This window comes from Polymorphospora sp. NPDC051019, assembly GCF_040683055.1.
GTDB classification, from domain to species: Bacteria; Actinomycetota; Actinomycetes; order Mycobacteriales; family Micromonosporaceae; genus Polymorphospora; species Polymorphospora lycopeni.
In genome coordinates, this window is the sequence record NZ_JBFBCH010000029.1 from 55,198 (window position 1) to 81,864 (window position 26,667).

Sequence of the window (26,667 nt, forward strand, 5' to 3'; positions counted from 1 at the left end):
CACCACAGTGTCCACGCGCGTGACAGTGGCACGGCACGGGGGGCTCGTGCCGCACGGCGGACGGAGGGGCGCGGCGATGGGTGCACTGCGCAAGGCGGGGGTCTGGCTCGGCCTCGTCGAGGAGGACGACGAGCGGGGCTACGACGACGGCGGCTACCGTGACTCGGGCTACCGGCAGAGCCGGTACGCCGACGAGTTCAACGACGACGAGGACGACCGCGACGAGCCGCCGGCCCTGCCCCGGGCGCGGGCCAGCGAGCGGGCCCGGCTCGCCGAGCGCAACGTGGGCCGCGGCGCCGACCTCGACCGTGACCGGGGTGAGCCCGAGCGGGTCGAGCGCACCGAGCGGATCGACCGTCCGGAGCGCTCCAGCGTGCGCTCGATCACCCGGGCCGGCGGCTCCGAGTCGTCGTCCGCGCTCAGCTACCAGACCCGGGACAACCTCGCCCTGGCACCGCAGGTGCAGGTGCGGGAGCGGGCCGTGGTGGCCGAGGAGGAGCAGCGTTACCAGATCACCACGCTGCACCCGACCACCTACCGTGAGGCGCGCACGATCGGCGAGCACTTCCGCGACGGCGTACCGGTGATCATCAACCTCACCGAGATGGACGAGGCGGACGCCCGCCGCCTGGTGGACTTCGCCGCCGGGCTGGCGTTCGGGCTGCGCGGTACGATCGAGCGCGTGACCAACCGGGTGTTCCTGCTCTCACCGGCCAACGTCCAGGTCACCGCGGAGGACAAGGCCAAGATCGCTGAGGGCGGGTTTTTCAGTCTGAGCTAACCCGACCGAGGGACCCCGCCTGCCGTGTTGTCTATCGTGCTGCAAGTCCTGTATCTCATCGTTTACCTGTTCCTTCTGACGCTTTTGGCGAGGTTCGTCCTCAGCGCCGTGCTCCAGTACGGCCGCCGCTGGCAGCCCGGTCGGGGGGCATCCGCAGGATTGGAATCCGTGTGGAGCGTCACTGATCCGCCCCTCAAGGCGTTGAGGCGTGTGATCCCACCATTGCGAATTGGTACCGTGAGCTTCGACCTGGCCTCCCTTGTGCTCCTGGTTATCCTGTTCGTGCTGATGGAATTCGTGTTAAGGCCGCTGATCCTCAGGTGAACGTCCTGGGAACCAGCGAGCCACGCGGCCGCAACTGACCCGAGGAGTTTCGATGCCGCTGACCCCGGCCGACGTCCACAACGTCGCCTTCAAGAAGCCTCCGATAGGCAAACGGGGGTACGACGAGGAAGAGGTCGACGCCTTCCTGGACGAGGTCGAGCGTGAGCTCGCCCGTCTGATCGAAGAGAACAACGAGCTGCGCGCGCAGGTGGAGCGCGGCGGTCGTGGCGGCGCTCCAGCCGGCCCGGGCGCCGACCCCCGGCTCGCCGCCGAGCTCAACGACACCAAGGCCCAGCTCGACCGGGTGCAGCGCGACAAGGCGGCGGCCGAGCAGGCGGCCCGTGCGATGCAGGCCGAGCTGGAGCAGATCCGCGCGCAGGGCGGCCCGGTCTCGGGCGGCGACGGCGAGCAGCAGGCCCTCCGGGTGCTGATGATGGCCCAGCGGACCGCCGACGACCACGTGTCCGACGCGCGTCGGGAAGCCGACAAGCTGCTGTCCGACGCCCGCGGCAAGGCCGAGGAGGTGACCCGGGAGGCGCGGGCGAAGGCCGACGCGCTGGAGCGGGACGCCCGGCAGCGCCACCAGGAGGCCATGGGCGGCCTGGAGGAGAAGCGCACCGCGCTGCAGAAGCAGCTCGAGGAGCTCAAGCAGTTCGAGCGCGAATACCGCACCCGGCTCAAGGCCTACCTGGAGAGCCAGCTCCGCGACCTCGACGGCCGCGGCCAGAAGCTCGAGGGCGAGATGACCCGCGCCGAGGTGGGGGGCCGTTCCGGCAACGGTTCCGGGTTCGCGGCGGCGGGGATCTCCGGGTCCTACGGCGGGAGCCGCTCCGGCGCGCTCGAAGCCGGTCGTTGATCCGGGTCCACGACCACAGAGGACAACGTCAACTCAAGCGGCGGGGGTGAGCCGTGATCGTCGGAAGTCTGCTGCTCATCCTCGTCGCCGTTACGCTGCTCGTACTCGGACTGGCAAACGGTTCGAGCGCGTTGCTGATCAGCTCGATCGCCGCGAGCCTGCTGGCCGCCGTCGCGCTGGTGGTGGGTGCCCGACAGGCGGCCGCCGCCCGCGCGGGGGCCGGCCCCGGCGACGACCTGGATCCGCGTGCCGGCGACGAGGATGACCAACCGCACTACCACCGCGGCGGGGCGGGGACCCGGGTGACCGAGCCGGCCACCCGGCACGGCGCCGGGGGCTGGGCCGAGGGCGACACGTCCGTCGCGGTCGCCGAGCCGATCGCCCCGGCCGTGCCGACACAGGGCGGCTACCCGCAGGAGAGCGCGACCGACGATCCCGGTCCGCGTGGACAGTTCCCCCGCTCGGCACCGGCCGACCAGCCGTTCACCCGGTCGGCGCCGGTCGACGAATCCGTCTACCGGTCGACCTCGGTCGACCGGACCGCGCAGACGGTCGCGACCGACCCGGCGGGCGAGGAAGACCCGCCGGACGAGCCGGCGGCCCAGTACGTCTCGCCCGCGGAGGCGGCCCGCATCGCCCGGATGTCCAGCGAGGTCCTCGTCGTCGACGGACGGCCCCGCTACCACCTGGGCGGCTGCGTCCACCTGCTCGGCCGGGAGGGCGAACCGCTGCCGGTCGGCGAGGCGGTCGAGCTCGGCTTCACCCCGTGCAGCCTGTGCGAGCCCGACAGCGCCCTGCTCGCCGACGCCCGCCGGGTCTGACGCCCGCCGGGTCTGACCCGCGACGGATCTGGCCACCGGCCACTCCCGCCGGATCTCGCCAGCGCTCACGCCCGGCGCCGCTGGCCACCCGGCCGGCCCACCGTTCGGCTGTCCGACGGACGCGGCGCCGGCCGGTCGACCTGCACAATGAGGCATGACCAGTGCCGGCGGCCGACGTACGGCGGGCGAGCCGACCCCGTCCGGACCGTTCACCGTCGCCGTACGGGTCAAGCCCGGCGCGTCCCGGGCCCGGGTCGGCGGCTGCCACGAGGGGCCGTACGGGCCGGCGCTGGTGGTCGCCGTCAACGCCCCGCCGGTCGACGGCCGGGCCACCGAGGCGGTCCGCAAGGCGCTCGCCGCCGCCCTGGACGTACGCCCGGCGGCGGTGATCCTGCGCACCGGGGCGGCCAGCCGCGACAAGCTGTTCGTGGTGGACGGTCCGGTCCCGGCGCTCGACGCCCGGCTGCGCCGGTTGCGCGACGGATCCGCGGACTGAGGCCGTCGGCGAGGGGCCGCGATGACCGGCAACCTCGACCTCGCGCTGCTGATCGGTTCCGCCGTGCTGCTCGTCGCCGTCGCCGCGGTCCGGTTCTCCACCCGGCTCGGGCTGCCCAGCCTGCTGGTCTACCTGGCGCTCGGGGTCGCGATCGGGGAGGCCGGGCTCGGCATCCGGTTCGACGACGCCGAGCTGACCCGTACCCTCGGCTTCTGCGCCCTCATCGTGATCATCGCGGAGGGTGGGCTGACCGCGCGGTGGAGCACGCTGCGGCCGGTGCTGGCCGCGGCCGCGACGCTGGCGACGCTCGGCGTGGCGGTGAGCATCGTCGTGGTCGGCGCGGTGCTCCACGTCGGGCTGGGCCTGGACTGGCGGCTGGCCCTGCTCTACGGCGCGGTGCTGTCGTCGACCGACGCCGCGGCGGTGTTCGCGACGCTGCGCCGGCTGCGCCTGCCGCGCCGGCTGGTCGCCCTGCTGGAGGCCGAGTCCGGGATGAACGACGCCCCGGTCGTGCTGCTGGTCGTGCTGCTGTCCACCACCGGCTTCGGCGCCCATCCGTGGTGGTGGGAGGGGCTGCTGCTCACGTACGAGCTGGGGCTGGGCGCGGCGGTCGGCCTGCTGGTGGGCCGGGCCGGGCAGTGGCTGCTCGGCCGGGCCGCGCTGCCGGCGGCGGGGCTGTATCCGATCGCGGCCGTCGGGCTGACCGTGCTGGCGTACGCGGCGGCGGCCGTGGTGCACGCGTCGGGGTTCCTCGCCGTGTACGTCGCCGGCGTGGTGCTCGGCAACGCCCGGCTGCCACACCGGCAGGCCATCCTCGGCTTCGCCGACGGGCTGGCCTGGCTGGCCCAGATCGGCCTGTTCGTGCTGCTGGGCCTGCTGGTCTCGCCGGCCCGGCTGGACGACGCGCTGCTGCCGGCGATCGTCGCCGGGGTGGCGCTGGTCTTCCTGGCCCGGCCGCTGTCGGTGCTGGTGGCGACGCTGCCGTTCGGCATCGCGGTACGGGAGCGGCTGTTCCTGTCCTGGGCCGGGCTGCGCGGCGCGGTGCCGATCGTGCTGGCGACCATCCCGCTGTCGGCGGGGGCGCCGGGGGCGGCCCGGCTGTTCGACGCGGTGTTCGTCCTCGTGGTGATCTTCACACTGGTGCAGACCTCGACGCTGGCGCCGGTGGCCGCGCGGCTGCGGGTGACCGCGCCGGCCGAGCCGGCGGAGATCGTGGTGGAGACGGCGCCGCTCGACCGGATGGGCGCCGACCTGCTGCAGCTGGAGATCCCGCCGGGGTCCCGGCTGGCCGGGGTGCACCTCGACGAACTGCGGCTCCCGGTGGGGGCGGTGGTTACCCTGCTGCTGCGGGACGGGACCGGTTCGGTGCCGGGGCCGGAGACCCGGCTCAAGGTCGGCGACAGTCTGCTGATCGTGGCGACCGCGCAGGTGCGGGACGAGACCGAGCGGCGGCTGCGGGCGGTCGGTCGGCGCGGCAGGTTGGCCCGTTGGTTTCACGAATATGGTGACGGCCGCGCGGAATGATCAGCTAGAGTTCCCTTTGCCCTAATTTGGCGGTTAATTAGGGTGCAAACCAGTCAGAACCGGGCAGCCTGTTGTCGGACGTGTGTACGTTCCGTATTCTTGCGAATCTCCGGAGTGCGCGGCGACCGCCGCGCACCGTTCTGCAACTGGGAGCCACACCCGCCCGTCGACGAGTACGGCGGCGCGGGGTCCTGTCCAGGCACCGCCGATCGCCGCGGACGCCGCGGCCAAGGGAGCGACGATGGCGAAGCCAGCCGACACGAAGACCGCGACCGCCGGCAAGCCGGTCGCCAAGGGCACCCGCAGTGCCGCGGAGACCGAGAAGATCCGGGCCGCCCTGGCGGCGCGTTGCGACGAACTGCGCGCCGAGTACGATCAGACGCTGAGCGAGATCACCGAACTCCAGCGCGGCCGGCTGACCGACTCGGCAGGGGACGACCAGGCCGACACCGGCACCAAGACGCTCGAGCGGGAGCAGGAGATCTCGCTGGTCAACAGCATCCTGGAGCGCATCACGCAGGTCGAACGGGCGCTGGAGCGGCTCGACGAGGGCGCCTACGGCTGGTGCGAGCGGTGCGGCAACCCGATCCCGGTCGAACGGCTCGCCGCGTTCCCGTCGGCGACCCTGTGCGTGACGTGCAAGCAGTTGGAGGAGCGACGCTGAATGCCGGTGGGGACCAGATGACCGCCGTACCCGACGCGGCCGGGCCACGCCCGGCCGCGACCCGTCGGCGGGCGGTGACGGTCCTCACGGTGATCGCCGTCGTGACGGTGCTCGCCGACCTCGGCACCAAACACCTCGCCCTGCAGATGCTGGAGGACCGCGAGCCGGTACGCCTGCTCGGCGGCGCCGTCTACCTCACCCTGATCCGCAACAGCGGCGCCGCCTTCAGCCTCGGCAGCGACTACACCTGGGTCTTCCCGACGGTCACGATCGTGGTGGTCGGCTGGATCGGCTGGCTGGCCCTGCGGCTGCGGTCGGTGCCGTGGGCGATCTCGCTCGGGCTGGTCCTCGGCGGGGCGCTGGGCAACATGGTCGACCGGCTGTTCCGCGCCCCCGGCCCGTTCCTCGGCCACGTCATCGACATGGTCAGCGTCTTCGATCCGCGCGGGCAGGTGTTCCCCATCTTCAACCTGGCCGACAGCGCGCTGGTCTGCGGCGTGCTGTTCGCGATCTTCCTCGAGTTCACCGGCCGCCAGCGCGACGGCACCCGGATCAGCGCCCGCGAGGCCACCGGCGGCACCGCCGGGAAGGGCCGCGACAAGTCGGTCGAACCCGAACCCGAACCCGCCGCCGCGGCCGATCCGGCCCGGCCCGTCGCCCGGACCGACCGGTGACCGCCGGAGCGCCGGCCGGCGCCCGCCCCACCGGCGACCGTCGCAGCCTGCCGGTTCCCGACGGCCTCGACGGGATGCGCCTCGACCAGGCGGTGTCCCGCCTGTTCGGGCTGTCCCGCACCGCCGCCGCGACCCTGGTCGAGGCCGGCGACGCGCTCGTCGACGGCACCGTACGGACCAAGTCGGAGAAGGTCAGCGCCGGCTCCTGGCTGGAGGTCACGCTGCCCGCCCCGCCCGCCCCGCCCACCGTCACCGCCGAGGTCGTACCCGGCCTGCGGGTGGTCTACGACGACGACGACATCGTGGTGGTCGACAAGCCGGTCGGGGTCGCCGCCCACCCGAGCCCGGGATGGACCGGGCCGACCGTCATCGGCGGACTCGCCGGGATGGGACACACCATCGCCACCAGCGGCGCCGCCGAACGGCAGGGCGTGGTGCACCGCCTCGACGTCGGCACCACCGGGCTGATGGTGGTCGCCAAGAGCGAACACGCCTACAGCGTCCTGAAGCGGGCGTTCAAGTACCGCGAGGTCGAGAAGCGCTACCACGCCGTCGTGCAGGGGCACCTCGACCCGCTGCGCGGCACCGTCGACGCGCCCATCGACCGGCACCCGTCGCACGACTGGAAGTGGGCGGTGGTGTCCGGTGGCAAACCCAGCGTCACCCACTACGACACCGTCGAGGCGTTCCCGGCCGCCAGCCTGGTCGACGTACGGCTGGAAACCGGCCGTACGCACCAGATCAGGGTGCACTTCTCGGCCCTGCGGCACCCGTGCGTGGGTGACCTGACGTACGGTGCCGACCCGACACTTTCCGGTCGGCTCAAGCTGTCCCGCCAATGGCTGCATGCCCGTGCGCTCAGCTTCCTACACCCCCGTACGGACGAAGAGGTTCGGTTCGTCAGCGACTACCCTGACGACTTGGAACACGCGCTGGCCGTACTCCGGGGCTGAGCGCGTTCCGCGACCTCCGCCTCAAAGGGAGTGAATTCCCCCGTGCGTGCCGGCGACCTGCTGCGACGGCTGGACAGCATCCTCCTGCCACCCCTGGCCCGGGGAATGGCCCGGCTCGGCCAGGGGCCGGTGCGGTCCCGGGTGCTGACCGGTGCCGCGCTGCTCTCGGTCACCGCCGTGCTGGTCACCGCCGTGTGGGCAGCCGACCGCCGGCAGGCCGGCGACCCGACCGTCGGAGAGGTCGTACGGGTCGGCGTGGTCGAGGGCGACTCGATCCCGAGTTACGTCTCGGCCAGCCGCCACGAACTGGCGCGGATGCTGGCCGAGCCGGTCGACACCCCGTCGGGGGAGACGTACGCCCTGGTGACGCTCACCGCCTACCTGGCGCCCGACCGGCTGACCGCGGTCCTCGACGGCGTCGCGGTGTCGGAGGTCTTCACCCGGGTGCCGCTGCCGGAGACCCAGACCCAGATCGTGCGGATTCCGGCCTTCCGGATCCCGACCGACGTGGTCGCCGGGATGGGCCTGGTCGCCGGCCGCAAGGACCGGGAGGCGGCCGACTACCAGCAGCGGGCCCACGAGGTGGCCGGCGACGGGGAGCCGGAGCGGCACCTGCGGGCGGTCTACGGCAGCGGGGCCCAGGTGGCGGCGGCCGAGGCCACCGCCTACCGGTCGAGGTGTTCCTGCGTCTACGCGGCGGTCGTCCGGGCGACGCCGGCCGGGCTCGACCGGATCGCGGCGAGGTCCGAGGTCCGCGCCGTCGACCCGGCGCCGGAGGTACGACGGCTGGACCGCGCGGTGTTCCTGCCGCCCCTGCCCGAGCAGGTGGACTTCGTGCGACCCCCGGTCGACCAGGGGATCGCCGGACCGGCCGACGAGCCGACGCCGTCGGCCACCGCCGTACCGGAACCGACCCGGACACCGTCGGCGGACGGGGTACGGCCGTCCGGCGAGACCTCGCCGGGTGGTGTACCGTCCGTCACGCCCACCCCGGCGGAGAGCGCCAGCGGCGCTCCGGGCGAGCCGACGGGCACCGGGACGACCCCTTCGGACGGACAGTGACCGGTCCGCCCACATCCCGGTGACGGTCCGTGGCGTTGGAACATGCTGACGGTGGTGTAGGCGGTCCGGTGTAGCCCGAATAGGGTTTCCTTCGTAGCCTGTCAGGCGAAACCGATGGCGCGGGGAGGGTGAGCCGTGGAGGGCACCGAGGCCGGCTGGGGCCGGCCAGCCGAATCGGCCCCGCGCTGGCGGGCGCTGCTCGACCGGGCCCGGCTCGGCGGGCGTACCGGTGAACAGCCCGAGGTCGGCGACCGCCGGGGCGGATCCCGGCGGGCCGAGGAGCCGGCGCCGCGACCGGGCGCGAACGGATACCGGGGCGGCGCGGCCGACCACGGCTTCTCCGGGCGGTATCCGGCCGACCCCGGTCCGGCCGACTACTCCCGCTACGAACCGGTCGATCCCAGCCCGGTCGGCTCCGCCCGGGTCGAACCCCGGTACGCGCCCGCCGACCCGCTGTCCGACCCGCTGCCCGACTCCCGCTACGAGTTCGGTGCCCGGTCGGACCTCGGTTACGACCCCGGGACCCGCTACGAGCCGGAGCCGCGGTTCCGGCCCGACCCGGGATACGACCCCGGCGCCCGTGGCCGCGCCGAGCCGACCTACCAGCCGGAGCCGCGCTACCGGTCCGAGCCGGCGCCCGAGCCGGAGCCGCCCGGCGGGTCCCGGTGGGCGCTGCTCGACAACGGCTACCGCCCCCAGCTCGACCCGGCCCCCACCGCCGACCCGCCGCGTGGTTCCGCACCGGTCGAGCGGCCGTGGACCGAGCCGCGCGACCACCGGTCGTGGACCGAGCCGTCGACCCCGTCCCGGACCGACGCGCCGTGGACCGAGCCGCAGCCGCCCGCCCGCACCGAGGAGCCGTGGACGCAGCCCCGGTCGTGGACGGAGCCGGCCGGGCAGTCGTGGACCGAACCGGCCCGGTCGTCGTGGACCGAGCCGGCGAGCCCGTCGTGGACCGAGCCGGCCGGGCAGTCGTCGTGGACGGAGCCGGTGGACGAGCCGCGGGGGCAGTCCCGGGCGCAGGCGCCGGTACGCTCCCGCGCCGAGGTCCCCGGCCGGGCCCGGGTCGAGGCGCCGTGGATCGAGCCGCAGGCGCCGCGGACCGAGGTGTCGTGGACCGAGCCGCCCCAGCCGTCGTGGGCCGCGCCGATGCAGGCGGCGCGTCCGGAGCCGACCCGCACCGGGATCGGGTCGGCCCGGGTGCCGTCCGCCCGCGCCGAGGCCCGGGTCGCCCCGGGCGCCCTGCAGTGGCAGTCCACCGACGTCGACGTCGAGGTGACCCGCGCGGCCAGCGTGCTGCGCCGCGACATGGGCACGCCCCGGGTGGTGGCGTTCGCCAACCCCAAGGGTGGCGTGCACAAGACCACGGCCACCGTGCTCGCCGCCGCCACCGTCGGCAGCGTGCGCGGCCGCGGCGTGCTGGCCTGGGACGACAACGAGCTGCGCGGCACCCTCGGGCTGCGCGCCGGCAGCGCCCGGCACGCCCGTACGATCCGGCACCTGATCGCCGACCTGCCCGAGATCGAGGGGCGGCACGGCATCGAACTGACCGACTGGCTCGACGACTACCTGCGGCACGCCTCCGACGGCTCCTACGACGTGCTGGCCGGCGAGGAGAACTCCCGCTTCGCCCAGCAACTCGACCAGGCCACCGTGCAGCGGGTGCTGGAGCTGCTGCGCCGTACCCACGACGTGATCTGCGTCGACACCGGCAACAACGTGGAGAGCGCCAACTGGCGTACCGTCCTGCAGGCCGCCGACCAGCTCGTCGTCACCACCGTGCCGCGCGAGGACGCCGCGTTCACCGCCGACTGGATGCTCGACCTGCTGCACGAGGTCGGGATGAGCGACCTCGCCGCCAACGCGGTCACCCTGCTGTCGTGCCCCAACCCGGAGAAGTCGCCGATGCTCGACGACTTCGCCCGGCACTTCGCGACCCGGACCCGGGCGGTGGCGATCGTGCCGTACGACCCGGCCCTGGAGACCGGCTCCTCGATCGAGTACGGGCAACTGCAACCCGCCACCCGAGACGCCTGGCTGCGGGCCGCGTCGGTGATGCTGGAGCCGTTCGCCCGCTGACCGGGGCGCGGCCCCCGGCCGTACGGCGACCGGTTCCGCCCGGTCGGCGCACGGTCGTGCCGGGCGGTCCCGGGCGGGCGATTCCCGGCCACCGGCGGTGGTCGCCGACTGTGCCCCGTCCGGTACGCGCATAGGATCCGGAGGTGGTTGTTTCGGGCGATGCGCGCACTCCCACGCAGCGCGGCGACAACGACCGGCACTCCACCGTCCGGTCCGTCACCGCCGACCGGCTCGGTGGGCTGGCCGACCGCGCCGCGGCCGTACCGGCCGGCTGGTGGCACCTCGCGGTGGTGGTGTCGATGCTGCTGGCCGCGGTCGCGGTCTTCGGCCCGCTGTGGGCCGACCCGCAGGGCCGGGTCCTGTACGACAACGCCGCCGACTACGAGCTCTTCGAGTGGATGCTGGGCCACACCGCGATGGCGGTGACCAACCTCGAGAACCCGTTCTTCGCCACGGACCTGGGCGCCCCGAACGGCGTCAACCTGATGGCCAACACCTCGGTCCTGCTCCCCGGCGTGATCCTCACCCCGGTGACCCTGCTCGGCGGCCCCGGGCTGTCGGCCACCCTGCTGCTGACCCTCTCCCTCGCCGGCACCGGCGTCGCCTGGTACTTCTTCCTGCTGCGCTGGGTCGTCGACGCCCGGTCCGCCGCCTACGTCGGCGGCCTCTTCTGCGGCTTCGCGCCCGGCATGGTCTCCCAGGCCACCGGGCACCTGCACATGTCGGCGCTCTTCCTGATCCCGCTGATCCTGTGGGTCGTCCTGCGGCTGGGCGAGCCCGGCCGCACCCTCCGCGACGGGATCCGGCTCGGCCTGCTGGCCACCGCCCAGCTTCTCACCGGCGAGGAGCCGATCTTCCTGGCCGCGCTCGCCCTGGCCGCCTTCCTGGCCTGCTACGCGCTCTGGCGGTGGCGGGACCTGCGCGACCGGCTGCGCGGCGCGCTGGCCAGCCTCGCCCTCGCGGTCGCCATCGCCCTTCTCGTGCTCGGCTACCCGCTGTGGACCCAGTTCTTCGGCCCGCACGCCTACCACGGGGTCCCGAACCACAAGTACCCCGGCGACCTCGGTGCCTTCGTCAACTACCCGACGTACGCCCTCGGCGGCGACCCGCTGACCGCCGAGCGCTACTCGCCGAACGTCAGCGAGCAGGCGACGTTCTTCGGCTGGCCGCTGCTCGTCCTCGCCCTGGTCTGCGCCGCGTGGACGTGGCGGCGGATCGCGATCCGCTGTGCAGTGCTCACCGGGATCGGCTTCGGGCTGCTGTCGCTCGGCACCGAGTTGCACCTGGCCGGGGAGCCGGTCGGGATACCCGGCCCCTGGGAGCTGGTCGACCGGCTGCCGCTCTTCCGGGACGTGATCCCGCTGCGGCTGGGCATGGTGCTCATCCCGGTGATCGGGATCCTGGTCGCCGCCACCTGGGACCGGGCCCTCGCCGCCGGCGCCGCACCAGCCGGCGACCGCCCGCTGGCCCGCCTGTGGCCGGCCGCGGTCGTCGCGGTGCTGGTACCGCTGGTCCCGCTGCCGCCCGCCGCGGTCGAGGGGGTGCCGACCCCCGGGTTCGTCAGCCAGGGGGAGTGGCGGGAATGTGCCGACGAGGGCGGCACCGTCGTCGCGTTCGTCGACGGCATCCGGCAGATGACCTGGCAGCGCGACGCCGGCTACCGGTACGCGGTGCACGGCGGCTACCACATCACCCGGGGCCCCGACGGCAAGGGACAGTGGGGGACCGCGTCGCGGCCGACCGAGGACCTCGTCTACGACGCGATCATCAAGGCCCGGGTGCCGGAGATCACCGACCAGGTACGCGCGCAGGCGGTCGAGGACATCCGGCACTGGAACGCCGACTGCTTCATCGTGCCGCTGCACCCCAACGGCGCACTCGCCGAACCGGTGGTCACCGCCATCCTCGGCGTGCCCCCGATCCGTACGCCCGAACTGTGGGCCTGGGACGTACGCGGACTGCGGTGAGACGCGCCCCCCGTACGCCCCGGCGGGCCGGCCGTTCGTGGCCCGGCCCGGGGGTGGGCGGCCCCGAAGACGCCTGGGAGGATCAACCGGTGAGTGTCGTCAACCCTGAGCCGCCCGTCGGGCCGCAGCCGGTCCCGGCACCGGTGCCGGGCATCTCGCCCGGACGCGGGCCGGCCGGCCGGACGCTGCTGGTGGCCGTGGCCACCGCACTGGTCGTCGCCGGGCTCGGGGCACCGCTCGGACTGCTGTGGGCGGCGGTCGCGCCGGACGTGCCGGTGGTCCGGACCGCCACCGGCGGCGCGCTGACCGAACCGCAGCCGGAGCAGTTCGTCGCCGCCGACGGCTGGTTCAGCCTGCTCGGGTTGGCCTTCGGAGTGGCGGCCGCGGTGCTCGGCTGGCTCCTGCTGCGCGGGCAGCGCGGCCCGGCCGGGCTGGTCGCCGTCGTCGTCGGCGGTCTCGGCGCCGCCCCGCTGGCCTGGCAGGTGGGCCGGCGCGTCGGGCTGGCGGAATACCAGCGGCTGCTGGAGACCGCCCCGGTCGGCGAACTGCTCAGCCGGCCGCCGGACCTGCGCGCCGGCCGGTTCGAGTGGGTGTTCGGCTTCATCCCGACCCTCCAGGGCGATCTGCTGGTGCCGGCGTTCGCCGCCGCCGTCACGTACACCCTGCTGGCCGGCTGGTCCCGGTACGCCTCGCTGCGGCCCGAGCCGGAGCCGGACTTCGGGTACCCGCCGCACGGCGGCGGCTGGCCGCCCCCGGTCGGCGCCGGGCCCGACCACCCGGCCGGCTGGCCACCGCCGCCCGCCACCGCGGCACACGATTTCGCCGCCGGGGCGCATGATCCCGCCGGCGGGCTGTCGAACGGCATCGGGCCGGCCGCCGCCGGGCCGCCGGGTGCCACCCCGGTGCCGGGTTTCCCGCCGGCCGGCGGGAAGCCGGCTAGTTCGGACTCGCCGGAACCGCGATCTCCGGCAGCGGCACCGGCACCGCCCGCACCTGGCGAAGCAGAGCCGCCTCGCGGCTGAGCAGGCGCAGCTCGGCCCGGAGCCGGCTCGCGGTGTCGGGGGCGCAGAGCAGGCTCTGCCGGTCGGTGACGGTCAGCACGGCGGTCGCCGCCACCAGGTGCGACAGCACGGTCGGGTCGTCGGGCAGTTGCTCGGCGATCTCGGCGCTGTCGGTGCGGATCAGGGTCAGGTAGCGCCGGAACAGCGCCAGCACCCGCGGCGCCAGCAGGTCGGCGACCGCCTCCTGGCCGGCCGGCTCGGGCAGCCACTCCACGTCGGCGGTCAGGTAGGGCTCCGTCTGCTCGTCGATGCCGGTGATCCGGAACCGGCGGCGGCCCACCGTCACGATGTCGAAACGCCCGTCGGGCAGTTCGGTCACCTGCCGGATCTCCGCGGTGCAGCCGACCTCGTGCAGGGTGACCGGCCCGGACGCCGGGGCGGTGCCGGGCGGCCCGGCCGCCGGCCGTACCTCCCAGCCCTTGCGGATGGCGACCACGCCGAACTCGCGGGGCGTGCCGTCGGGCAGACCGACGAGATGCCGGACGAGTTCCCGGTAGCGTTCCTCGAAGATGTGCAACGGCAGCACCAGGCCGGGGAACAGCACCGTCCCGAGGGGAAACATCGGCAGCCGCTGGTTCACCGGTCGAGCCTAGCGTGGCCCGGCTCACCGTCCCGCCCGCTGGGCGGCGCCGGACCCGTCCGTGGCGTGCCGCCTAGACTCGCAAGGGTGCTGAACCGGATCGACCTGCGCGCGGGGGGCCCTGACGGCTCTTCCGACCCGCGCCGCCTGCTGCCCCGTGCCCAACTCGACGTCTCCGTGGCGGTCGACAAGATCCGCCCGGTTGTCGAGGCGGTGCGCGAGCATGGCCTGACGGCGATCCGCGACGCCACCCATCGCTTCGACGGGCTGGAGCTGTCCGAGTTCCGGGTTCCGGCGCAGGCCATCGCCGCCGCCGAGCGGACCCTGGACGACGGCGTACGGGCCGCGCTGGTCGAGAGCATCGCCCGGGCCCGCAAGGTGCACGAGGACCAGCGCCGCACCGACACCGTCACCGAGGTGGTGCCCGGCGGCACCGTCACCGAACGCTGGGTGCCGGTCTCCCGGGTCGGCCTCTACGTGCCCGGCGGCCTGGCGATGTACCCGTCGACCGTGGTGATGAACGTCGTACCGGCCCAGGTCGCCGGGGTCGGCGCGCTGGTCGTGGCGAGCCCGCCGCAGGCCGAGAACGGCGGGCTGCCCGACGCCCGGGTGCTCGCCGCCTGCGCGCTGCTCGGCGTCGACGAGGTCTACGCGGTCGGCGGCGCCCAGGCGGTCGCGATGCTGGCGTACGGCTCCGACGTCGGCGGCGGGCAGCGGTGCGAACCGGTCGACATGATCACCGGGCCGGGCAACATCTGGGTCACCGCCGCCAAGCGGCTGCTGCGCGGCGTCGTCGGCATCGACGCCGAGGCCGGCCCGACCGAGATCGCGATCCTCGCCGACGACACCGCCGACCCGGCCCACGTCGCCGCCGACCTGATCAGCCAGGCCGAGCACGACCCGCTGGCGGCCAGCGTCCTGGTCACCCCGTCCGTCGAGCTGGTCGACGCGGTCGAGCGCGAACTGACCCGGCAGGTCGCCGCCACCAAGCACGCCGAGCGGGTCACGACCGCGCTGACCGGCGAGCAGTCCGGCGTGGTCCTCGTCGACGACCTCGAGGCCGGGCTGCGGGTGGTCGACGTCTACGCGGCCGAGCACCTGGAGATCCAGACCCGCGACGCCCGGGAGTGGGCACTGCGGGTACGCAACGCCGGGGCGATCTTCGTCGGGCCGTACGCGCCGGTGTCGCTCGGCGACTACTGCGCCGGCTCCAACCACGTGCTGCCCACCGGCGGCTGCGCCCGGCACTCCTCGGGGCTGTCCGTGCAGTCGTTCCTGCGCGGCATCCACATCGTCGAGTACGACGAGCCGGCGCTGCGCGACGTGGCCCGGCACGTGGTGACCCTGTCGGCGGTCGAGGACCTGCCGGCACACGGCGACGCGGTGAAGGCGCGCTTCCCGGGGAGCGACCTGTGACCGCGGGGGACGGCGTGACGTTGGACGACCTGCCGCTGCGGGACGACCTGCGCGGTCGCAGCCCGTACGGGGCGCCGCAGCTCGACGTGCCGGTCCGGCTGAACACCAACGAGAACTCCTACCCGGTGCCGGAGCCGGTCGTGGAGGCGATCGCCAAGGCGGTCGCCGCCGAGCTGCGCGACCTCAACCGCTATCCCGACCGCGACGCGGTGGCGCTGCGCGGTGACCTCGCCGACTATCTCGGCCACGGGCTGACGACCGCGAACGTGTGGGCGGCGAACGGCTCCAACGAGATCCAGCAGCAGCTCTTCCAGGCGTTCGCCGGACCGGGGCGGACCGCGCTGGGGTTCACCCCGGCCTACTCGATGCACCCGCTGCTGGCGCTCGGGACCGGGACCACCTGGGTCGACGGGCGGCGCGGCGATTCGTTCGACCTGACCGCCGCGGACGCCGCCGCGCAGGTCGAACGGCACCGGCCCGACCTGGTGCTGCTCTGCTCGCCCAACAACCCGACCGGCACCGCGCTCGACCCGGCCGTGCTGACCGCCGTCCTCGACGTGGCGCCCGGCATGGTCGTCGTCGACGAGGCGTACGCCGAGTTCGCCCGGCCGGGCACGCCGAGCGCGCTGACCGTGCTGCCCGGCCACCCCCGGCTGGTGGTGACCCGCACGATGAGCAAGGCGTTCGGGTTCGCCGGTGGCCGGCTCGGCTACCTGGCCGCCGACCCGGCCGTGGTCGACGCGGTGCAACTGGTGCGGCTGCCGTACCACCTGTCGTCGCTGACCCAGGCGGCCGCCCGGGCGGCGCTCGCGCACCGGGCGGCCCTGCTCGCCACCGTGGAGGCGATCAAGGCGCAGCGGGACCGGATCGTCGCCGCGCTGCGCGGGCGGGGGATCCGGGTGGCCGACAGCGACGCCAACTTCGTACTCTTCGAGGTCGGCGGCGACCAGAAGGCCGCCTGGCGGGCCCTGCTCGCCCGGGGGGTGCTGATCCGCGACGTCGGCCTGCCCGGCTGGCTGCGGGTCACCGCCGGTACGCCGGAGGAGACCGACGCCTTCCTGACCGCAAGCGAGGAGTTGTCATGAGCGAGCGTGGCGAGCGAATCGGGCGGCTCAGGTCGACTCATGGCGGCTGTGAGCGAAGCGAGGAGACGCTGTGAGCGGGCGAATCGGGCGGGTGGAGCGGACCACCGCCGAGACCAAGGTGCTCGTCGAGATCGACCTCGACGGCACCGGCAAGGCCGACATCAGCACCGGGGTCGGCTTCTACGACCACATGCTCAACCAGATCGCCCGGCACGGCGGCTTCGACCTGACCGTGCACACCGAGGGCGACCTGGAGATCGACGCGCACCACACGATCGAGGACACCGCGCTGGCCCTCGGCACCGCGTTCGCGCAGGCGCTCGGCGACAAGGCCGGCATCCGCCGCTACGGCTCGGCGACCGTGCCGATGGACGAGGTGCTGGTCCGGGCCGCCGTCGACCTGTCCGGCCGGCCGTACGTCGTGCACGACGAGCCGCTGCTCGTGCCGTACATCGGCGGGGTCTACGCGACCAGCATGACCCGGCACATCTGGGAGTCGTTCGGGCAGACGGCCCGGCTGACCCTGCACGTCGACGTGCTGCGCGCGGCCCGGCCCGGCGGCCACCCGGACGCCCACCACGTGGTCGAGGCGCAGTTCAAGGCGGTGTCCCGGGCGTTGCGTGAGGCGGTGTCGGTCGACCCGAAGCTGGCCGGCGCGATCCCGAGCACCAAGGGCACCCTGTGAAGCCGGGACGGGCCTGATGGGCGCGGCGATCCCGATCCTGCTGCTGGCGCTCGCCGGGATCCTGGTCGGCGGCGCCTGGTCGATGTACCGCCAGGGCGCCGGGCGCGGTGCCGTCGCTCTGGTCGCCGTACTCGCGTTGCTCGCCGCCGCCGGCGGCGTGCTCTGGCTACTACCGGGGGACAGTTCGTGACCGAGCGGAGCGAGGTGGGCGCATGACCGGAGTCGTGGTTCTCGACTACGGGTCGGGCAACCTGCGGTCGGCCGAGCGGGCGCTGGTGCGCGCCGGTGCCTCGGTGACGGTCACCGCCGACCTGGCCGCCGCGGCCGGCGCCGACGGGCTCGTCGTGCCGGGCGTGGGTGCCTTCGCCGCCTGCATGGCGGGTATCGACGCGCTCGGGGCCGGCCCGGTCATCGCCGACCGGGTCGCGGCCGGCCGGCCGGTGCTCGGCATCTGCGTCGGCATGCAGGTGCTCTTCGGCCACGGCGAGGAGCACGGCGTGGTCACCAAGGGGCTCGGCCTGCTGCCCGGCGGCATCACCCGGCTTCCGGCCCGGCGGGTGCCGCACATGGGCTGGAACACCGTCGAGCCGCCGGCCGGCTCCCGCCTGCTCGCCGGCCTGCCGCCCGCGTCGCGCTTCTACTTCGTGCACTCGTACGCGGCGCTGGATCCGGGCGCGCTGGCCGACGCCGGTGCGCTGGTCACCACCGCCGACCACGGGGCGCCGTTCGCGGCGGCGGTCGAACTCGGCCCGCTGTCGGCGGCCCAGTTCCACCCGGAGAAGTCCGCCGACACCGGGGCGACGCTGCTGCGCAACTGGATCGCGACCCTGTGAACCGCGGTCCACGGCGGCCACCGGCCGCTCCACGGTCGCGGCGGATCGACAGCGACGGGCGGCGGCCACCGGTCGCCTCCCGCCGCCGGCGCCGTACCAACGGCGGTGGCTGGCGGTGAGCAAGGAACGCGCCCGGCTCCGGGCGGCCCGGCAGGCCGAACTCGAGCGGGAGCGGGCCCGCCGGGCCCGTACGGTCGCCCGCCGGCAGCGCCGCCGGGCCCTGCTGCGCCGCCTCACCCCCCGGCTGCCCGACCGCCGTACGGGGCGGATGCTCGCCCGGCGCAGCCGCGGCGAACGCGCCGGGATCGTCATCCTCACGCTGTGCGCCGTCGCGGCGATCGTGCTGCTCGTCGACGACATGGCGCTGCGCATCGCGCTGATCCTGCTGATGCTGCTGGTCCTGCCGGCCGTCGTCGTGATCGCCCTCGGCCGGCGCACCTAGATTCCCACTAAGGAGTTCCGTTGAGCCTCACGCTTCTGCCCGCCGTCGACGTCGCCGACGGCCAGGCCGTACGCCTGGTGCAGGGTGCCGCCGGCAGCGAGACCACGTACGGCGACCCGCTGGAGGCCGCGCTGGCCTGGCAGCGTGACGGCGCGACCTGGATCCACCTGGTCGACCTGGACGCCGCCTTCGGCCGCGGCTCGAACGCCGAACTGCTCGCCGACGTGGTCGGCCGGCTCGACGTCGACGTGGAACTGTCCGGCGGTATCCGCGACGACGAGTCGCTGCGGCGGGCGCTGGCCACCGGGGCGGCCCGGGTCAACATCGGCACCGCCGCGCTGGAGGACCCGCAGTGGTGCGACCGGATCGTCGGCGGGTACGGCGACCGGGTCGCGATCGGCCTGGACGTCCGCGGCCGTACGCTGGCCGCCCGGGGCTGGACCCGCGACGGGGGTGACCTCTTCGAGGTGCTGGAGCGCCTCGACAAGGCCGGCACGTCCCGGTACGTCGTCACCGACATCACCAAGGACGGCACGATGCGCGGCCCGAACCTGGACCTGCTGCGCGAGGTCTGTGCCCGTACCGACGCGCCGGTGATCGCGTCCGGTGGGGTGTCGACCCTGGACGACCTGCGCGCCCTGTCGACGCTGGAGGCGGTCGGCGTCGAGGGCGTCATCGCCGGCAAGGCGCTGTACGCGGGGGCGTTCACCGTCGCCGAGGCCCTCGCCGTCCTCGCCGAGGCCGGCGCCCGATGACCGTCGGCCGCGAGGTCCATCTCGCCTCCCGGCCGGCCGGGAGGGCCGGCGCGGACAACTTCGCCGTGGTCGAGGTGCCGGTCCCCGAGCCCGGCCCCGGCCAGCTCCTGGTCCGCAACGTGGTGATGTCCGTCGACCCGTACATGCGCGGGCGGATGAACGACGTGAAGTCGTACGTCCCGCCGTTCCGGGTCGGCGCGGTCCTCGACGGCGGTGCGGTCGGCGAGGTCGTCGCGACCGGTGCCGGCACCCGTCGACAGCGCGGCGAACTGGTCCTGCACGGCCTCGGCTGGCGGGAGTACGCCGTCGTCGACGACGCCTCGGCCCGACCGGTCGACCCGGAGCTGGCGCCGCCGTCGGCATACCTGGGGGCGCTCGGCATGCCGGGCCTGACCGCGTACGCCGGTCTGGTCGACGTGGCCGGGCTGAAGCCGGGCGAGACGGTCTTCGTCTCCGGGGCGGCCGGCGCGGTCGGCAGCCTCGCCGGCCAGATCGCGAAGCTGCGCGGCGCCGCCCGGGTGGTCGGCAGCGCCGGCTCGGCGGCCAAGGTGCAGCGGCTGTACGAACTCGGCTTCGACGCCGCGTTCGACTACCACGACGGCCCGGTACGCGAGTCGCTGGCCGCCGCCGCGCCGGACGGCATCGACGTCTACTTCGACAACGTCGGCGCCGACCACCTGGAGGCCGCCCTGTCGGCGCTGCGGGTGCACGGCCGGGTGGCGATGTGCGGCGCGATCGCCCAGTACGACACGGACGAGCCGCCGGCCGCGCCGCGCAACCTGGCGCTGGCGATCGGCAAGCGGCTGACCCTGCGCGGCTTCCTGGTCAGCGACCACGATCACCTGCGCGACGAGTTCGTCGCCGAGGTCGGCGGCTGGCTGCGCGGCGGCGAGCTGCGGTACGACGAGACGGTGGTCGACGGGCTGGAGAACGCCCCGGCGGCGTTCCTCGGCCTGCTGCGCGGCGACAACCTCGGCAAGATGCTGGTCCGGCTGTGACCGGGCGGGTGCCGGCCCGCCCCGTGCGGCCGGCGGGGGCCGTCCGGCGGCCGGATAGGCTCGGGCCATGACGGTGGCGGTACGGGTGATCCCGTGTCTCGACGTGGACGCCGGGCGGGTGGTCAAGGGGGTCAACTTCCTCGACCTGCGCGATGCCGGTGACCCGGTCGAGCTGGCGGCGGCCTACGACCGGGCCGGTGCCGACGAGCTGACCTTCCTCGACGTGACCGCCTCCTCCGCCGGCCGGGGGACGATGCTCGACGTCGTACGCCGTACCGCCGAGTCGGTCTTCATCCCGTTGACCGTCGGTGGCGGCGTACGGGCCGTCGCCGACGTCGACACGCTGCTGCGTGCCGGCGCCGACAAGGTCGGGGTGAACACGGCGGCGATCGCCCGGCCGGAGCTGATCGCCGAGATCGCCGACCGGTTCGGCCGGCAGGTGCTGGTGCTGTCGCTCGACGTACGGCGGGCACCGGCCGGCAGTCCGGCGGCCGGCGGCAGCGGGTTCGAGGTCACCACGCACGGCGGCCGGCGCGGCACCGGGCTCGACGCGGTGGAGTGGGCCCGCCGGGGCGCCGAACTCGGTGCCGGCGAGATCCTGCTCAACTCGATGGACGCCGACGGCACCAAGGCCGGCTTCGACCTGGCGTTGATCGGGGCGGTCCGGGCGGCGGTCGACATCCCGGTCATCGCCAGCGGTGGCGCGGGCGCGCTGGACGACTTCCCGCCGGCGGTGGCGGCCGGTGCCGACGCGGTGCTCGCCGCGAGCGTCTTCCACTTCGGCGAACTGACCATCGGCGAGGTCAAGCAGACCCTGCGGGCCGGCGGCCACCCGGTCCGCTGACCGTGCGCCGCGGGCCCGCCGGGCCCGCGGCTCAGTCGCGGTAGGGGCCGCCCTCGGGGGACCGGCGCGGGGCGGGCGCGGTGAAGTGGGCGGCGTATTCGTGGATGGCGCGGGCGTGCTCGCGCTCGTCCAGCGCCCAGTCGGCGTCGCCCGGGGCGTGCCGGCGGTTGAGGGCGCCGTGGATGGTGTCGACGGTCGTCGCCAGCCCGCTGCGCGGCCGGGTGCGCCACAGCGTCTCGCCGCTCGCGGTGAGCCGGAACCAGCCGTCGTCGACCGTGATCAGGCCGGCGCCGGCCAGCCGGCGTACGGCGGTCTCGATGTCCTCACGGTCGGGGATGGCCCGGTTGAGGTGGTCGGCCGTGGAGAGGACGTCGGCGAGCCGGATGCCCTCCGGCCGGCGTGTTGTCGGTGCCCGGAGGTGTCGTCCCGCCCCACCGGCGATGACCACCGAGACGAAGATCCACGCGTCCGTCCACCGCCACCCCTCGTCGGCCATGCGCCAATGATGCCCGTCGAGCGCCACCGATGGAACCACGGGATCCCCTGTTATCCGCCCGTTTTCCGGCCGTCGTCGGACCCGACACCGGGTACGGCGGGTCCGACCTGGACCGGGGCCGGGGAAGACCCGGCGGGACCGGTGGCATCCGGTCGAGCCGGGCTCGGGGAGGCGCGGCCCGGTCCGGGCACGGTGAACAGCGGGATGAACCGGTGGGCCAGTGGGCCGATCGAGACCGCGTAGAGCAGGGTGCCGATCCAGACGGTGCCGCCGAGCAGCCAGCCGACGGTCACCACGGTGACCTCGATGACGGTCCGGACCATCCGGATCGACCGGCCCGGTCGCCGCGCCACCCAGCCGGTCATCAGGCCGTCGCGCGGCCCGGGGCCGAACCGGGCTCCGATGTAGAGGCCGGTCGCCATCCCGTTGGCGACGATGCCGACGACCATGAAGAGGATCCGCAACACCATCGCCCGTGGGGTGGGCAGCAGGGCGAGGGTGGCGTCGACCGCCAGCCCGACGACGACCACGTTGCTGACGGTGCCGAGGCCGGGCCGCTGCCGCAGCGGGATCCAGAGCAGTAGTACGACGGCACCGACCAGGATGCTCGCCGCGCCGATCGACAGCCCGGTGTGGATGGCGAGGCCCTGGTGGAAGACGTCCCACGGGTTGAGGCCGAGCGTCGACTCGATCATCAGCGCCATGCTGGCGCCGTACAGCGCCAGGCCGGCGTACAACTGGACCAGCCGCCGGGGCAGGCGCCGGCCACGGAAATTGCCAATTCTTGACACGCATGCCACTCTGAGGGCCAATCTGCGGAAGGATAAGAGCCAATCCTGGAGGAGTGGCATGACCAGTACCGTGCGAGGCAGTCAACTGGCCCGGTTACTCGGGCAGTGGCATGCACTTCCGGGCCGCCGACGCAGCCCCGACTACGCCGCCCTCGCCGGCGCCATCCGGGGCCTGCTCGCCGACGGGCGCCTGCCGCTGGGCGTACGGCTGCCCGCCGAACGCGAACTCGCCGAGGCGCTGAAAGTCAGCCGCACCACGGTCACCGCCGCCTACCGGGAACTGCGCGAGACCGGGCACCTGACCAGCCGGCGCGGCGCCGGAAGCTGGACCACGCTGCCCGGCGGCCACCGGGTGGCCAGCTCCGGGCTGTGGACCCCGCAGGACGACCTCGACATGATCGACCTCGGCGTCGCCGCGCTCGCCGCACCGCCCGAGCTGGTTCCCGCCGCCCGCGCCGCCGCCGAGGACCTGCCCCGCTACGTCCACGGCGCCGGCTACCACCCGACCGGCATCGTCGAACTGCGCGAGGCGGTGGCGCGGGGATACACCGACCGCGGGCTGCCCACCAGCCCCGAACAGATCATGGTGACCAACGGCACCCAGCACGCCCTCGACCTGGTGCTGCGGCTGACCCTGCCGGTCGGTGCCGGCGTACTGGTCGAGTCACCCACCTATCCCAACGCGCTGGCCGCGCTCGCCGCGCGCCGGGCCCGGATCGCCACCCACGGCCTGGCGGCCGCCCCGGAGGGCGACGGCGCCGGCTGGGACGGCGAACTGCTGCTCGCCGGCCTGCGCCAGACCCGGCCCCGGCTGGCCTACCTCATCCCCGAGTTCCAGAACCCGACCGGCCACCTGATGCCGGCCGAGCTGCGCGAGTCGGTCGTCGCCGCGGCCCACACCAGCGGCACCGACCTGATCATCGACGAGTCGTTCGTGGACCTGCCGCTGGACGGCACGCCGATGCCGCCGCCGACCGCCGTCTTCGACCGGCACTCGCGGGTGATCTGCATCGGCGGGATGAGCAAGCCGTACTGGGGCGGGATGCGGATCGGCTGGGTACGCGCCTCCGCGCCGCTGGTGCAGCGGCTGGCCGCCGCCCGGGTCGGGGTCGACATGGCCAGTCCGGTCCTCGACCAGTTGGTCGCCGTACGCCTGCTCGCCCAGGCCGCGACGATCGTGCCGGCCCGGCGGGTGCAGCTCGCCGCCCAGCGCGACGCCCTGCTCGCCGCCGTCGCCGAGATGCTGCCGGACTGGCGGGTGTCGGTGCCCGGCGGCGGCGTCACGCTCTGGGCCGAACTGGACGGGCCGGTCTCCAGCGCGCTGGCCCGGGCCGCCGAGGACGTCGGGGTACGGCTCGCGCCCGGCCCCCGGTTCGGGCTCGACGGCACGCTCGAACGCTTCCTGCGGCTGCCGTTCACGCTGCCCGCCGCCGAACTCGTCGACGCGGTGCACCGGATCGCCGCGGTCCGCTACGACCTCGACCGGGCCAGCCGTCCACGATGGAGCGAGCCGGCCGTCATCGCCTGATCCGCGCCCGGTGTCCCCGACACGCGCGGGGCGGGCGTCCACCCGGACGCCCGCCCCGGCACGGGATCAGATCTCGGCGAGCGAACCCTCGTACATCCGCTCGATCTCGGCCGCGAAGTTGGCCTCCACGCCGCGCCGCTTGATCTTCAGCGACGGCGTGATCTCACCATCCTCGATGGTCAGGTCGCGCGGCAGGATCGTCACCTTCTTGATGGTCTCCCACCGGTTGAGCTTGCCGTTCAGCTCCTTCACGTAGCCGTCGACCATCGCCTTGGCCTCCGGCGAGGCGACGATCTCGGCGTACGACTTCCCGGCCAGCGGCCCGCCGGCCGCCCACCCGGTGATCGCGTCCGGGTCGAGGGTGACCAGCATCGTGCAGTAGTTGCGGGCCTGCCCGATCACCACCGCCTGCGACGTGTACGGGCACACCGCCTTGAACATGCCCTCGATGTGCGACGGCGCGATGTACTTGCCGCCGGACGTCTTGACCAGGTCCTTCTTCCGGTCGGTGATCTTCAGGTAGCCGTCGGCGTCCAGCTCGCCGATGTCACCGGTGCGGAAGAAGCCGTCCTCGGTGAACGCGGCGGCGGTCTCGTCCGGCAGGTTGTGGTAGCCGCGCATCACCGGCTTGCCGCGGACCAGGATCTCGCCGTCCGGGTCGATCCGGCACTCCAGGTCACCGAGCGCCTGGCCGACCGTACCGATCCGGAGCTGGCCCGGCCGGTTGACGAAGTTGCCGGCGCTCGTCTCGGTCAGGCCGTACCCCTCGGAGATCGGCAGGTTGGCGGCGGCGAAGAACTCGCCGATGTCCTTGCTCAGCGGTGCGGCACCGGAGACCAGCACCCGGATCCGGCCGCCGAGGCGGGCCTGGAGCTTGCTGAAGACCAGCTTCTCGGCCAGCCCGTAGCGGAACTTCAGCCCACCCGGCACCGGCTTGCCGGCCTGTTCCAGGGCGACCTTCTCCAGGCCGGTACGGACCGCCCAGGAGAAGATCTTCGCCTTGGCGCCGCCGCCGTCCCGGGCGGTGGTGACCGCCTTGTTGTAGACCTTCTCGAAGACCCGGGGGGCGCCGCACATCAGCGTCGGCCGGACCACGGCCAGCATCTCGACCAGCTTGTCCACCCGGCCGTCGACGTACGTCCGCAGGCCGACGTGGATGACGCCGCAGATCAGCGTCTTGCCGAACGAGTGCGACAGCGGCAGCCAGAGGTACTGGAGGTCGTCGGCGATGAGCAGGTTGTTCTGGCCCTGCGCGATCCCCTCCCAGCACCAGCCGCCGTGCAGCAGTTCGACCCCCTTGGGCCGGCCGGTCGTACCCGAGGTGTAGATCAGCGTCGCCAGGTGGTCCGGCCCGATCTCGGCCACCACCTTGTCGATCAGATCCGGCTCGGCCGCGAGTGCCTCGCGGCCCCGCTTCTCCACCTCGGCCATCGTCAACTGCGGGAACGGGGCGGCCGGGTCCGGCTCGCCGTCGATGAGGATGACGTGGGTCAGTGCCGGCAGGTTCGCGTCGGCGAGCTTGCCGGCCTGCATCGGGTTCTCCGCCACCACGACCTTGGAGCCGGAGTCGGCGACGATGAAGGCGGCGTCCTCCGGCTCGGTCGTCGGGTAGACGGTGGTCGTGGCCCCGCCGGCACACATGATGCCCAGGTCGGCCAGCACCCACTCGAGCCGGGTGCCGGCGACGATCGCCACCCGGTCCTCGCCGCTGATCCCGAGCCCGCGCAGGCCGGCCGCGAACGCCTTGGCCCGGTCGCCGACCTGCGCCCAGGTCAGCCAGACCGGCCCGGAATCGTCCGCGGCGGGGTGGGCGAACGCCTCGCGGTCGGGAGTCTTCGCGATGCGCTTGAAAAACATGTCCGGGATGGACCGGTAAGGGACGTCAAGTGTCATATTGGGGGCCGCCTCCGGGGTCGAGGTAGTGTGCGTGATCGTGGTCACGTTAATTCAGTGTTACCGAGGCTATTTGCGCTGACCACTTTCGGCTAGTCCCGGCCGGCCGTGTCGGCATCCGTCAGCCGGGCCGGACGAAGCCGGCCCCCGGCGTCGGTGACGCGGGGAGCCGGCTGGCGTGCTGCGGTACGGCCACGGTGACCGTGGGCGGTGGGGTCAGTCGTCGTAGCGGTCGTCGTCATCGTCGTGGTCATCGTCGTCGTGGTCGTCGTCATCGTCGTCGTCCTGCTCGAACTTGACGATCTCGCCGGTCTCCCGGTCGACATCGACCTCGTACTCGACCTGGCCCTTGTAGATCTCGACCTCCCAGACCGGGCGGCCGTGCTCCCGGTCCCGGTCGACCTCCTCGACGGTGCCGCCGCCCACCCTGCCGAGCGCGATCTCCTTCGCGCGCTCGGCGGAGATCGCGTCGACACCGGACGCCGGGCCGCCGGTCGGGCTGCTCTGCGTCGGGGCCGGGCTGCTCGTCTCCCCGCTGGTCGGGCCGGTGGTGGGCGCGGTGTCGGGCGTGCCGGGCGTGCCGGGCGTACCCGGGGCGCTCGTCAGCGCGACGCTCGTCGTCTGCTGCCGGTTCTCGATGGTGTCCGACGCCGCCGCCACGCCGAGTGCCGTACCGGTGAACGCAAGGGCGGCGACTCCGCCGACGGCCAGGGCGACGATCGACTTGCGGGTCATGGTGGAACCTCCTTCGGTTGCTCGTAGCCAAGAGGTTCGCCCGGATCGGGATAGGGCCGCGCTGTGGCAACGCTAAGGCCGGGTTAAGGACCGCCGGGCCGCCGGCCGTGGTCGAGACGCCCCGGCGGGGCGACCGCCTGAACGGCCGAGGCCACCGGCAGGGCTTGGGCCACCGGCAGGGCAGGGCCGCCGGCAGGGCTGGGCCGCCGGCAGGGCAGGGCCGGGCCGCCGGGGTATTGCTGTCGTGGCCCACAGCGAATTCGGCGTAACGACAGCGAATTCGCTGGCGTCGTGCCGGTCTTCGAGCACCAGCAGCAGCGGCTG

Annotated in this window: 27 protein-coding genes and 1 pseudogene; 23 read left to right on the forward strand and 5 right to left on the reverse strand. The window is 74.0% G+C overall.

Translation table 11 applies throughout. From position 1 onward, the window contains the following. The first annotated feature begins 76 nt into the window (after positions 1-76). The 13 genes and pseudogenes from sepF to AB0M79_RS32870 form a co-directional block, all read left to right on the forward strand. The gene (sepF, locus tag AB0M79_RS32810; protein WP_364221482.1) at positions 77-781 is read left to right on the forward strand and encodes a cell division protein SepF; all 705 of its coding nucleotides are present in this window, start codon (positions 77-79) and stop codon (positions 779-781) included. Between the two features lie 24 nt (positions 782-805). Further along, on the forward strand, positions 806-1,105 hold the full coding sequence (locus tag AB0M79_RS32815; protein WP_357537518.1) for a YggT family protein: 300 nt from the start codon (positions 806-808) through the stop codon (positions 1,103-1,105). A 52-nt stretch (positions 1,106-1,157) separates the two neighbouring features. Next, the gene (locus AB0M79_RS32820; RefSeq protein WP_357537516.1) at positions 1,158-1,961 is read left to right on the forward strand and encodes a DivIVA domain-containing protein; all 804 of its coding nucleotides are present in this window, start codon (positions 1,158-1,160) and stop codon (positions 1,959-1,961) included. 302 nt (positions 1,962-2,263) lie between these two features. Then, positions 2,264-2,782, forward strand: a complete 519-nt coding sequence (locus AB0M79_RS32825) for a hypothetical protein (RefSeq protein ID WP_364221551.1) — start codon at positions 2,264-2,266, stop codon at positions 2,780-2,782. Positions 2,783-2,936: 154 nt separating this feature from the next. After that, positions 2,937-3,278 carry a DUF167 domain-containing protein gene (locus AB0M79_RS32830; RefSeq protein ID WP_357537514.1) on the forward strand — a complete coding sequence of 114 codons (342 nt, stop codon included), beginning with the start codon at positions 2,937-2,939 and terminating at the stop codon, positions 3,276-3,278. A 21-nt stretch (positions 3,279-3,299) separates the two neighbouring features. Beyond that, entirely contained in the window at positions 3,300-4,802 is a 1,503-nt protein-coding gene (locus AB0M79_RS32835; RefSeq protein WP_364221487.1) for a potassium/proton antiporter, read from the forward strand. Between the two features lie 241 nt (positions 4,803-5,043). Further along, positions 5,044-5,466, forward strand: a complete 423-nt coding sequence (locus tag AB0M79_RS32840; protein ID WP_357544201.1) for a TraR/DksA C4-type zinc finger protein — start codon at positions 5,044-5,046, stop codon at positions 5,464-5,466. 17 nt (positions 5,467-5,483) lie between these two features. Then, complete coding sequence (gene lspA / locus AB0M79_RS32845; protein ID WP_364221490.1) at positions 5,484-6,140, forward strand: signal peptidase II; 657 nt, start codon at positions 5,484-5,486, stop codon at positions 6,138-6,140. Positions 6,141-6,214: 74 nt separating this feature from the next. Next, on the forward strand, positions 6,215-7,093 hold the full coding sequence (locus tag AB0M79_RS32850; RefSeq protein ID WP_364221554.1) for an RluA family pseudouridine synthase: 879 nt from the start codon (positions 6,215-6,217) through the stop codon (positions 7,091-7,093). A gap of 42 nt (positions 7,094-7,135) precedes the next feature. Continuing rightward, complete coding sequence (locus AB0M79_RS32855) at positions 7,136-8,155, forward strand: hypothetical protein (protein WP_364221493.1); 1,020 nt, start codon at positions 7,136-7,138, stop codon at positions 8,153-8,155. A gap of 135 nt (positions 8,156-8,290) precedes the next feature. Further along, positions 8,291-10,234, forward strand: a complete 1,944-nt coding sequence (locus AB0M79_RS32860) for an AAA family ATPase (RefSeq protein ID WP_364221496.1) — start codon at positions 8,291-8,293, stop codon at positions 10,232-10,234. Positions 10,235-10,377: 143 nt separating this feature from the next. Next, positions 10,378-12,201, forward strand: coding sequence for a hypothetical protein (locus AB0M79_RS32865; RefSeq protein ID WP_364221499.1), 1,824 nt, complete (start codon positions 10,378-10,380; stop codon positions 12,199-12,201). Positions 12,202-12,425: 224 nt separating this feature from the next. After that, positions 12,426-12,917, forward strand: a pseudogene (locus AB0M79_RS32870) (DUF2567 domain-containing protein); the annotation flags it as partial. A 220-nt stretch (positions 12,918-13,137) separates the two neighbouring features. Here the strand turns inward: AB0M79_RS32870 and AB0M79_RS32875 are convergent. Continuing rightward, entirely contained in the window at positions 13,138-13,842 is a 705-nt protein-coding gene (locus tag AB0M79_RS32875; protein ID WP_364221502.1) for an LON peptidase substrate-binding domain-containing protein, read from the reverse strand. Between the two features lie 87 nt (positions 13,843-13,929). Here AB0M79_RS32875 and hisD point away from each other — a divergent pair, with 87 nt between their 5' ends. The 9 genes from hisD to hisF all read left to right on the forward strand — a co-directional run bounded on the left by hisD (position 13,930) and on the right by hisF (position 20,900). Beyond that, positions 13,930-15,258 carry a histidinol dehydrogenase gene (gene hisD / locus AB0M79_RS32880; RefSeq protein ID WP_364221505.1) on the forward strand — a complete coding sequence of 443 codons (1,329 nt, stop codon included), beginning with the start codon at positions 13,930-13,932 and terminating at the stop codon, positions 15,256-15,258. A 14-nt stretch (positions 15,259-15,272) separates the two neighbouring features. Further along, positions 15,273-16,343: a histidinol-phosphate transaminase gene (locus tag AB0M79_RS32885; protein WP_364221557.1), complete on the forward strand. Its 1,071-nt coding sequence runs from the start codon at positions 15,273-15,275 to the stop codon at positions 16,341-16,343. A 70-nt stretch (positions 16,344-16,413) separates the two neighbouring features. Further along, positions 16,414-17,028, forward strand: coding sequence for an imidazoleglycerol-phosphate dehydratase HisB (gene hisB, locus AB0M79_RS32890; protein ID WP_364221508.1), 615 nt, complete (start codon positions 16,414-16,416; stop codon positions 17,026-17,028). 16 nt (positions 17,029-17,044) lie between these two features. Beyond that, complete coding sequence (locus tag AB0M79_RS32895) at positions 17,045-17,218, forward strand: hypothetical protein (protein ID WP_364221511.1); 174 nt, start codon at positions 17,045-17,047, stop codon at positions 17,216-17,218. Between the two features lie 22 nt (positions 17,219-17,240). Continuing rightward, complete coding sequence (hisH, locus tag AB0M79_RS32900; RefSeq protein WP_364221514.1) at positions 17,241-17,861, forward strand: imidazole glycerol phosphate synthase subunit HisH; 621 nt, start codon at positions 17,241-17,243, stop codon at positions 17,859-17,861. Between the two features lie 115 nt (positions 17,862-17,976). Further along, positions 17,977-18,303, forward strand: coding sequence for a hypothetical protein (locus AB0M79_RS32905; RefSeq protein WP_357544190.1), 327 nt, complete (start codon positions 17,977-17,979; stop codon positions 18,301-18,303). Between the two features lie 20 nt (positions 18,304-18,323). Beyond that, on the forward strand, positions 18,324-19,058 hold the full coding sequence (priA, locus tag AB0M79_RS32910) for a bifunctional 1-(5-phosphoribosyl)-5-((5-phosphoribosylamino)methylideneamino)imidazole-4-carboxamide isomerase/phosphoribosylanthranilate isomerase PriA (RefSeq protein ID WP_364221517.1): 735 nt from the start codon (positions 18,324-18,326) through the stop codon (positions 19,056-19,058). Beyond that, positions 19,055-20,056, forward strand: coding sequence for an NADP-dependent oxidoreductase (locus AB0M79_RS32915; RefSeq protein ID WP_364221520.1), 1,002 nt, complete (start codon positions 19,055-19,057; stop codon positions 20,054-20,056). The genes priA and AB0M79_RS32915 overlap by 4 nt, the downstream gene beginning before the upstream one ends. A gap of 67 nt (positions 20,057-20,123) precedes the next feature. Next, positions 20,124-20,900 (forward strand): imidazole glycerol phosphate synthase subunit HisF, encoded by a 777-nt coding sequence (gene hisF, locus AB0M79_RS32920; protein ID WP_357544187.1) that lies wholly within the window; start codon positions 20,124-20,126, stop codon positions 20,898-20,900. Positions 20,901-20,931: 31 nt separating this feature from the next. Here hisF and AB0M79_RS32925 read toward each other — a convergent pair whose 3' ends face one another. Beyond that, entirely contained in the window at positions 20,932-21,396 is a 465-nt protein-coding gene (locus AB0M79_RS32925; RefSeq protein ID WP_364221523.1) for a hypothetical protein, read from the reverse strand. Between the two features lie 50 nt (positions 21,397-21,446). Next, positions 21,447-22,187, reverse strand: a complete 741-nt coding sequence (locus AB0M79_RS32930) for a hypothetical protein (RefSeq protein WP_364221526.1) — start codon at positions 22,185-22,187, stop codon at positions 21,447-21,449. A gap of 58 nt (positions 22,188-22,245) precedes the next feature. Here AB0M79_RS32930 and AB0M79_RS32935 point away from each other — a divergent pair, with 58 nt between their 5' ends. Beyond that, positions 22,246-23,715: a PLP-dependent aminotransferase family protein gene (locus AB0M79_RS32935; RefSeq protein ID WP_364221529.1), complete on the forward strand. Its 1,470-nt coding sequence runs from the start codon at positions 22,246-22,248 to the stop codon at positions 23,713-23,715. A 66-nt stretch (positions 23,716-23,781) separates the two neighbouring features. Here the strand turns inward: AB0M79_RS32935 and AB0M79_RS32940 are convergent, their stop codons facing one another. Together AB0M79_RS32940 and AB0M79_RS32945 are read right to left on the reverse strand one after the other, a co-directional pair. After that, positions 23,782-25,608 carry a long-chain fatty acid--CoA ligase gene (locus AB0M79_RS32940; RefSeq protein ID WP_364221532.1) on the reverse strand — a complete coding sequence of 609 codons (1,827 nt, stop codon included), beginning with the start codon at positions 25,606-25,608 and terminating at the stop codon, positions 23,782-23,784. 216 nt (positions 25,609-25,824) lie between these two features. Beyond that, positions 25,825-26,343 carry a PepSY domain-containing protein gene (locus AB0M79_RS32945; RefSeq protein WP_364221535.1) on the reverse strand — a complete coding sequence of 173 codons (519 nt, stop codon included), beginning with the start codon at positions 26,341-26,343 and terminating at the stop codon, positions 25,825-25,827. Between the last annotated feature and the right edge of the window lie 324 nt (positions 26,344-26,667).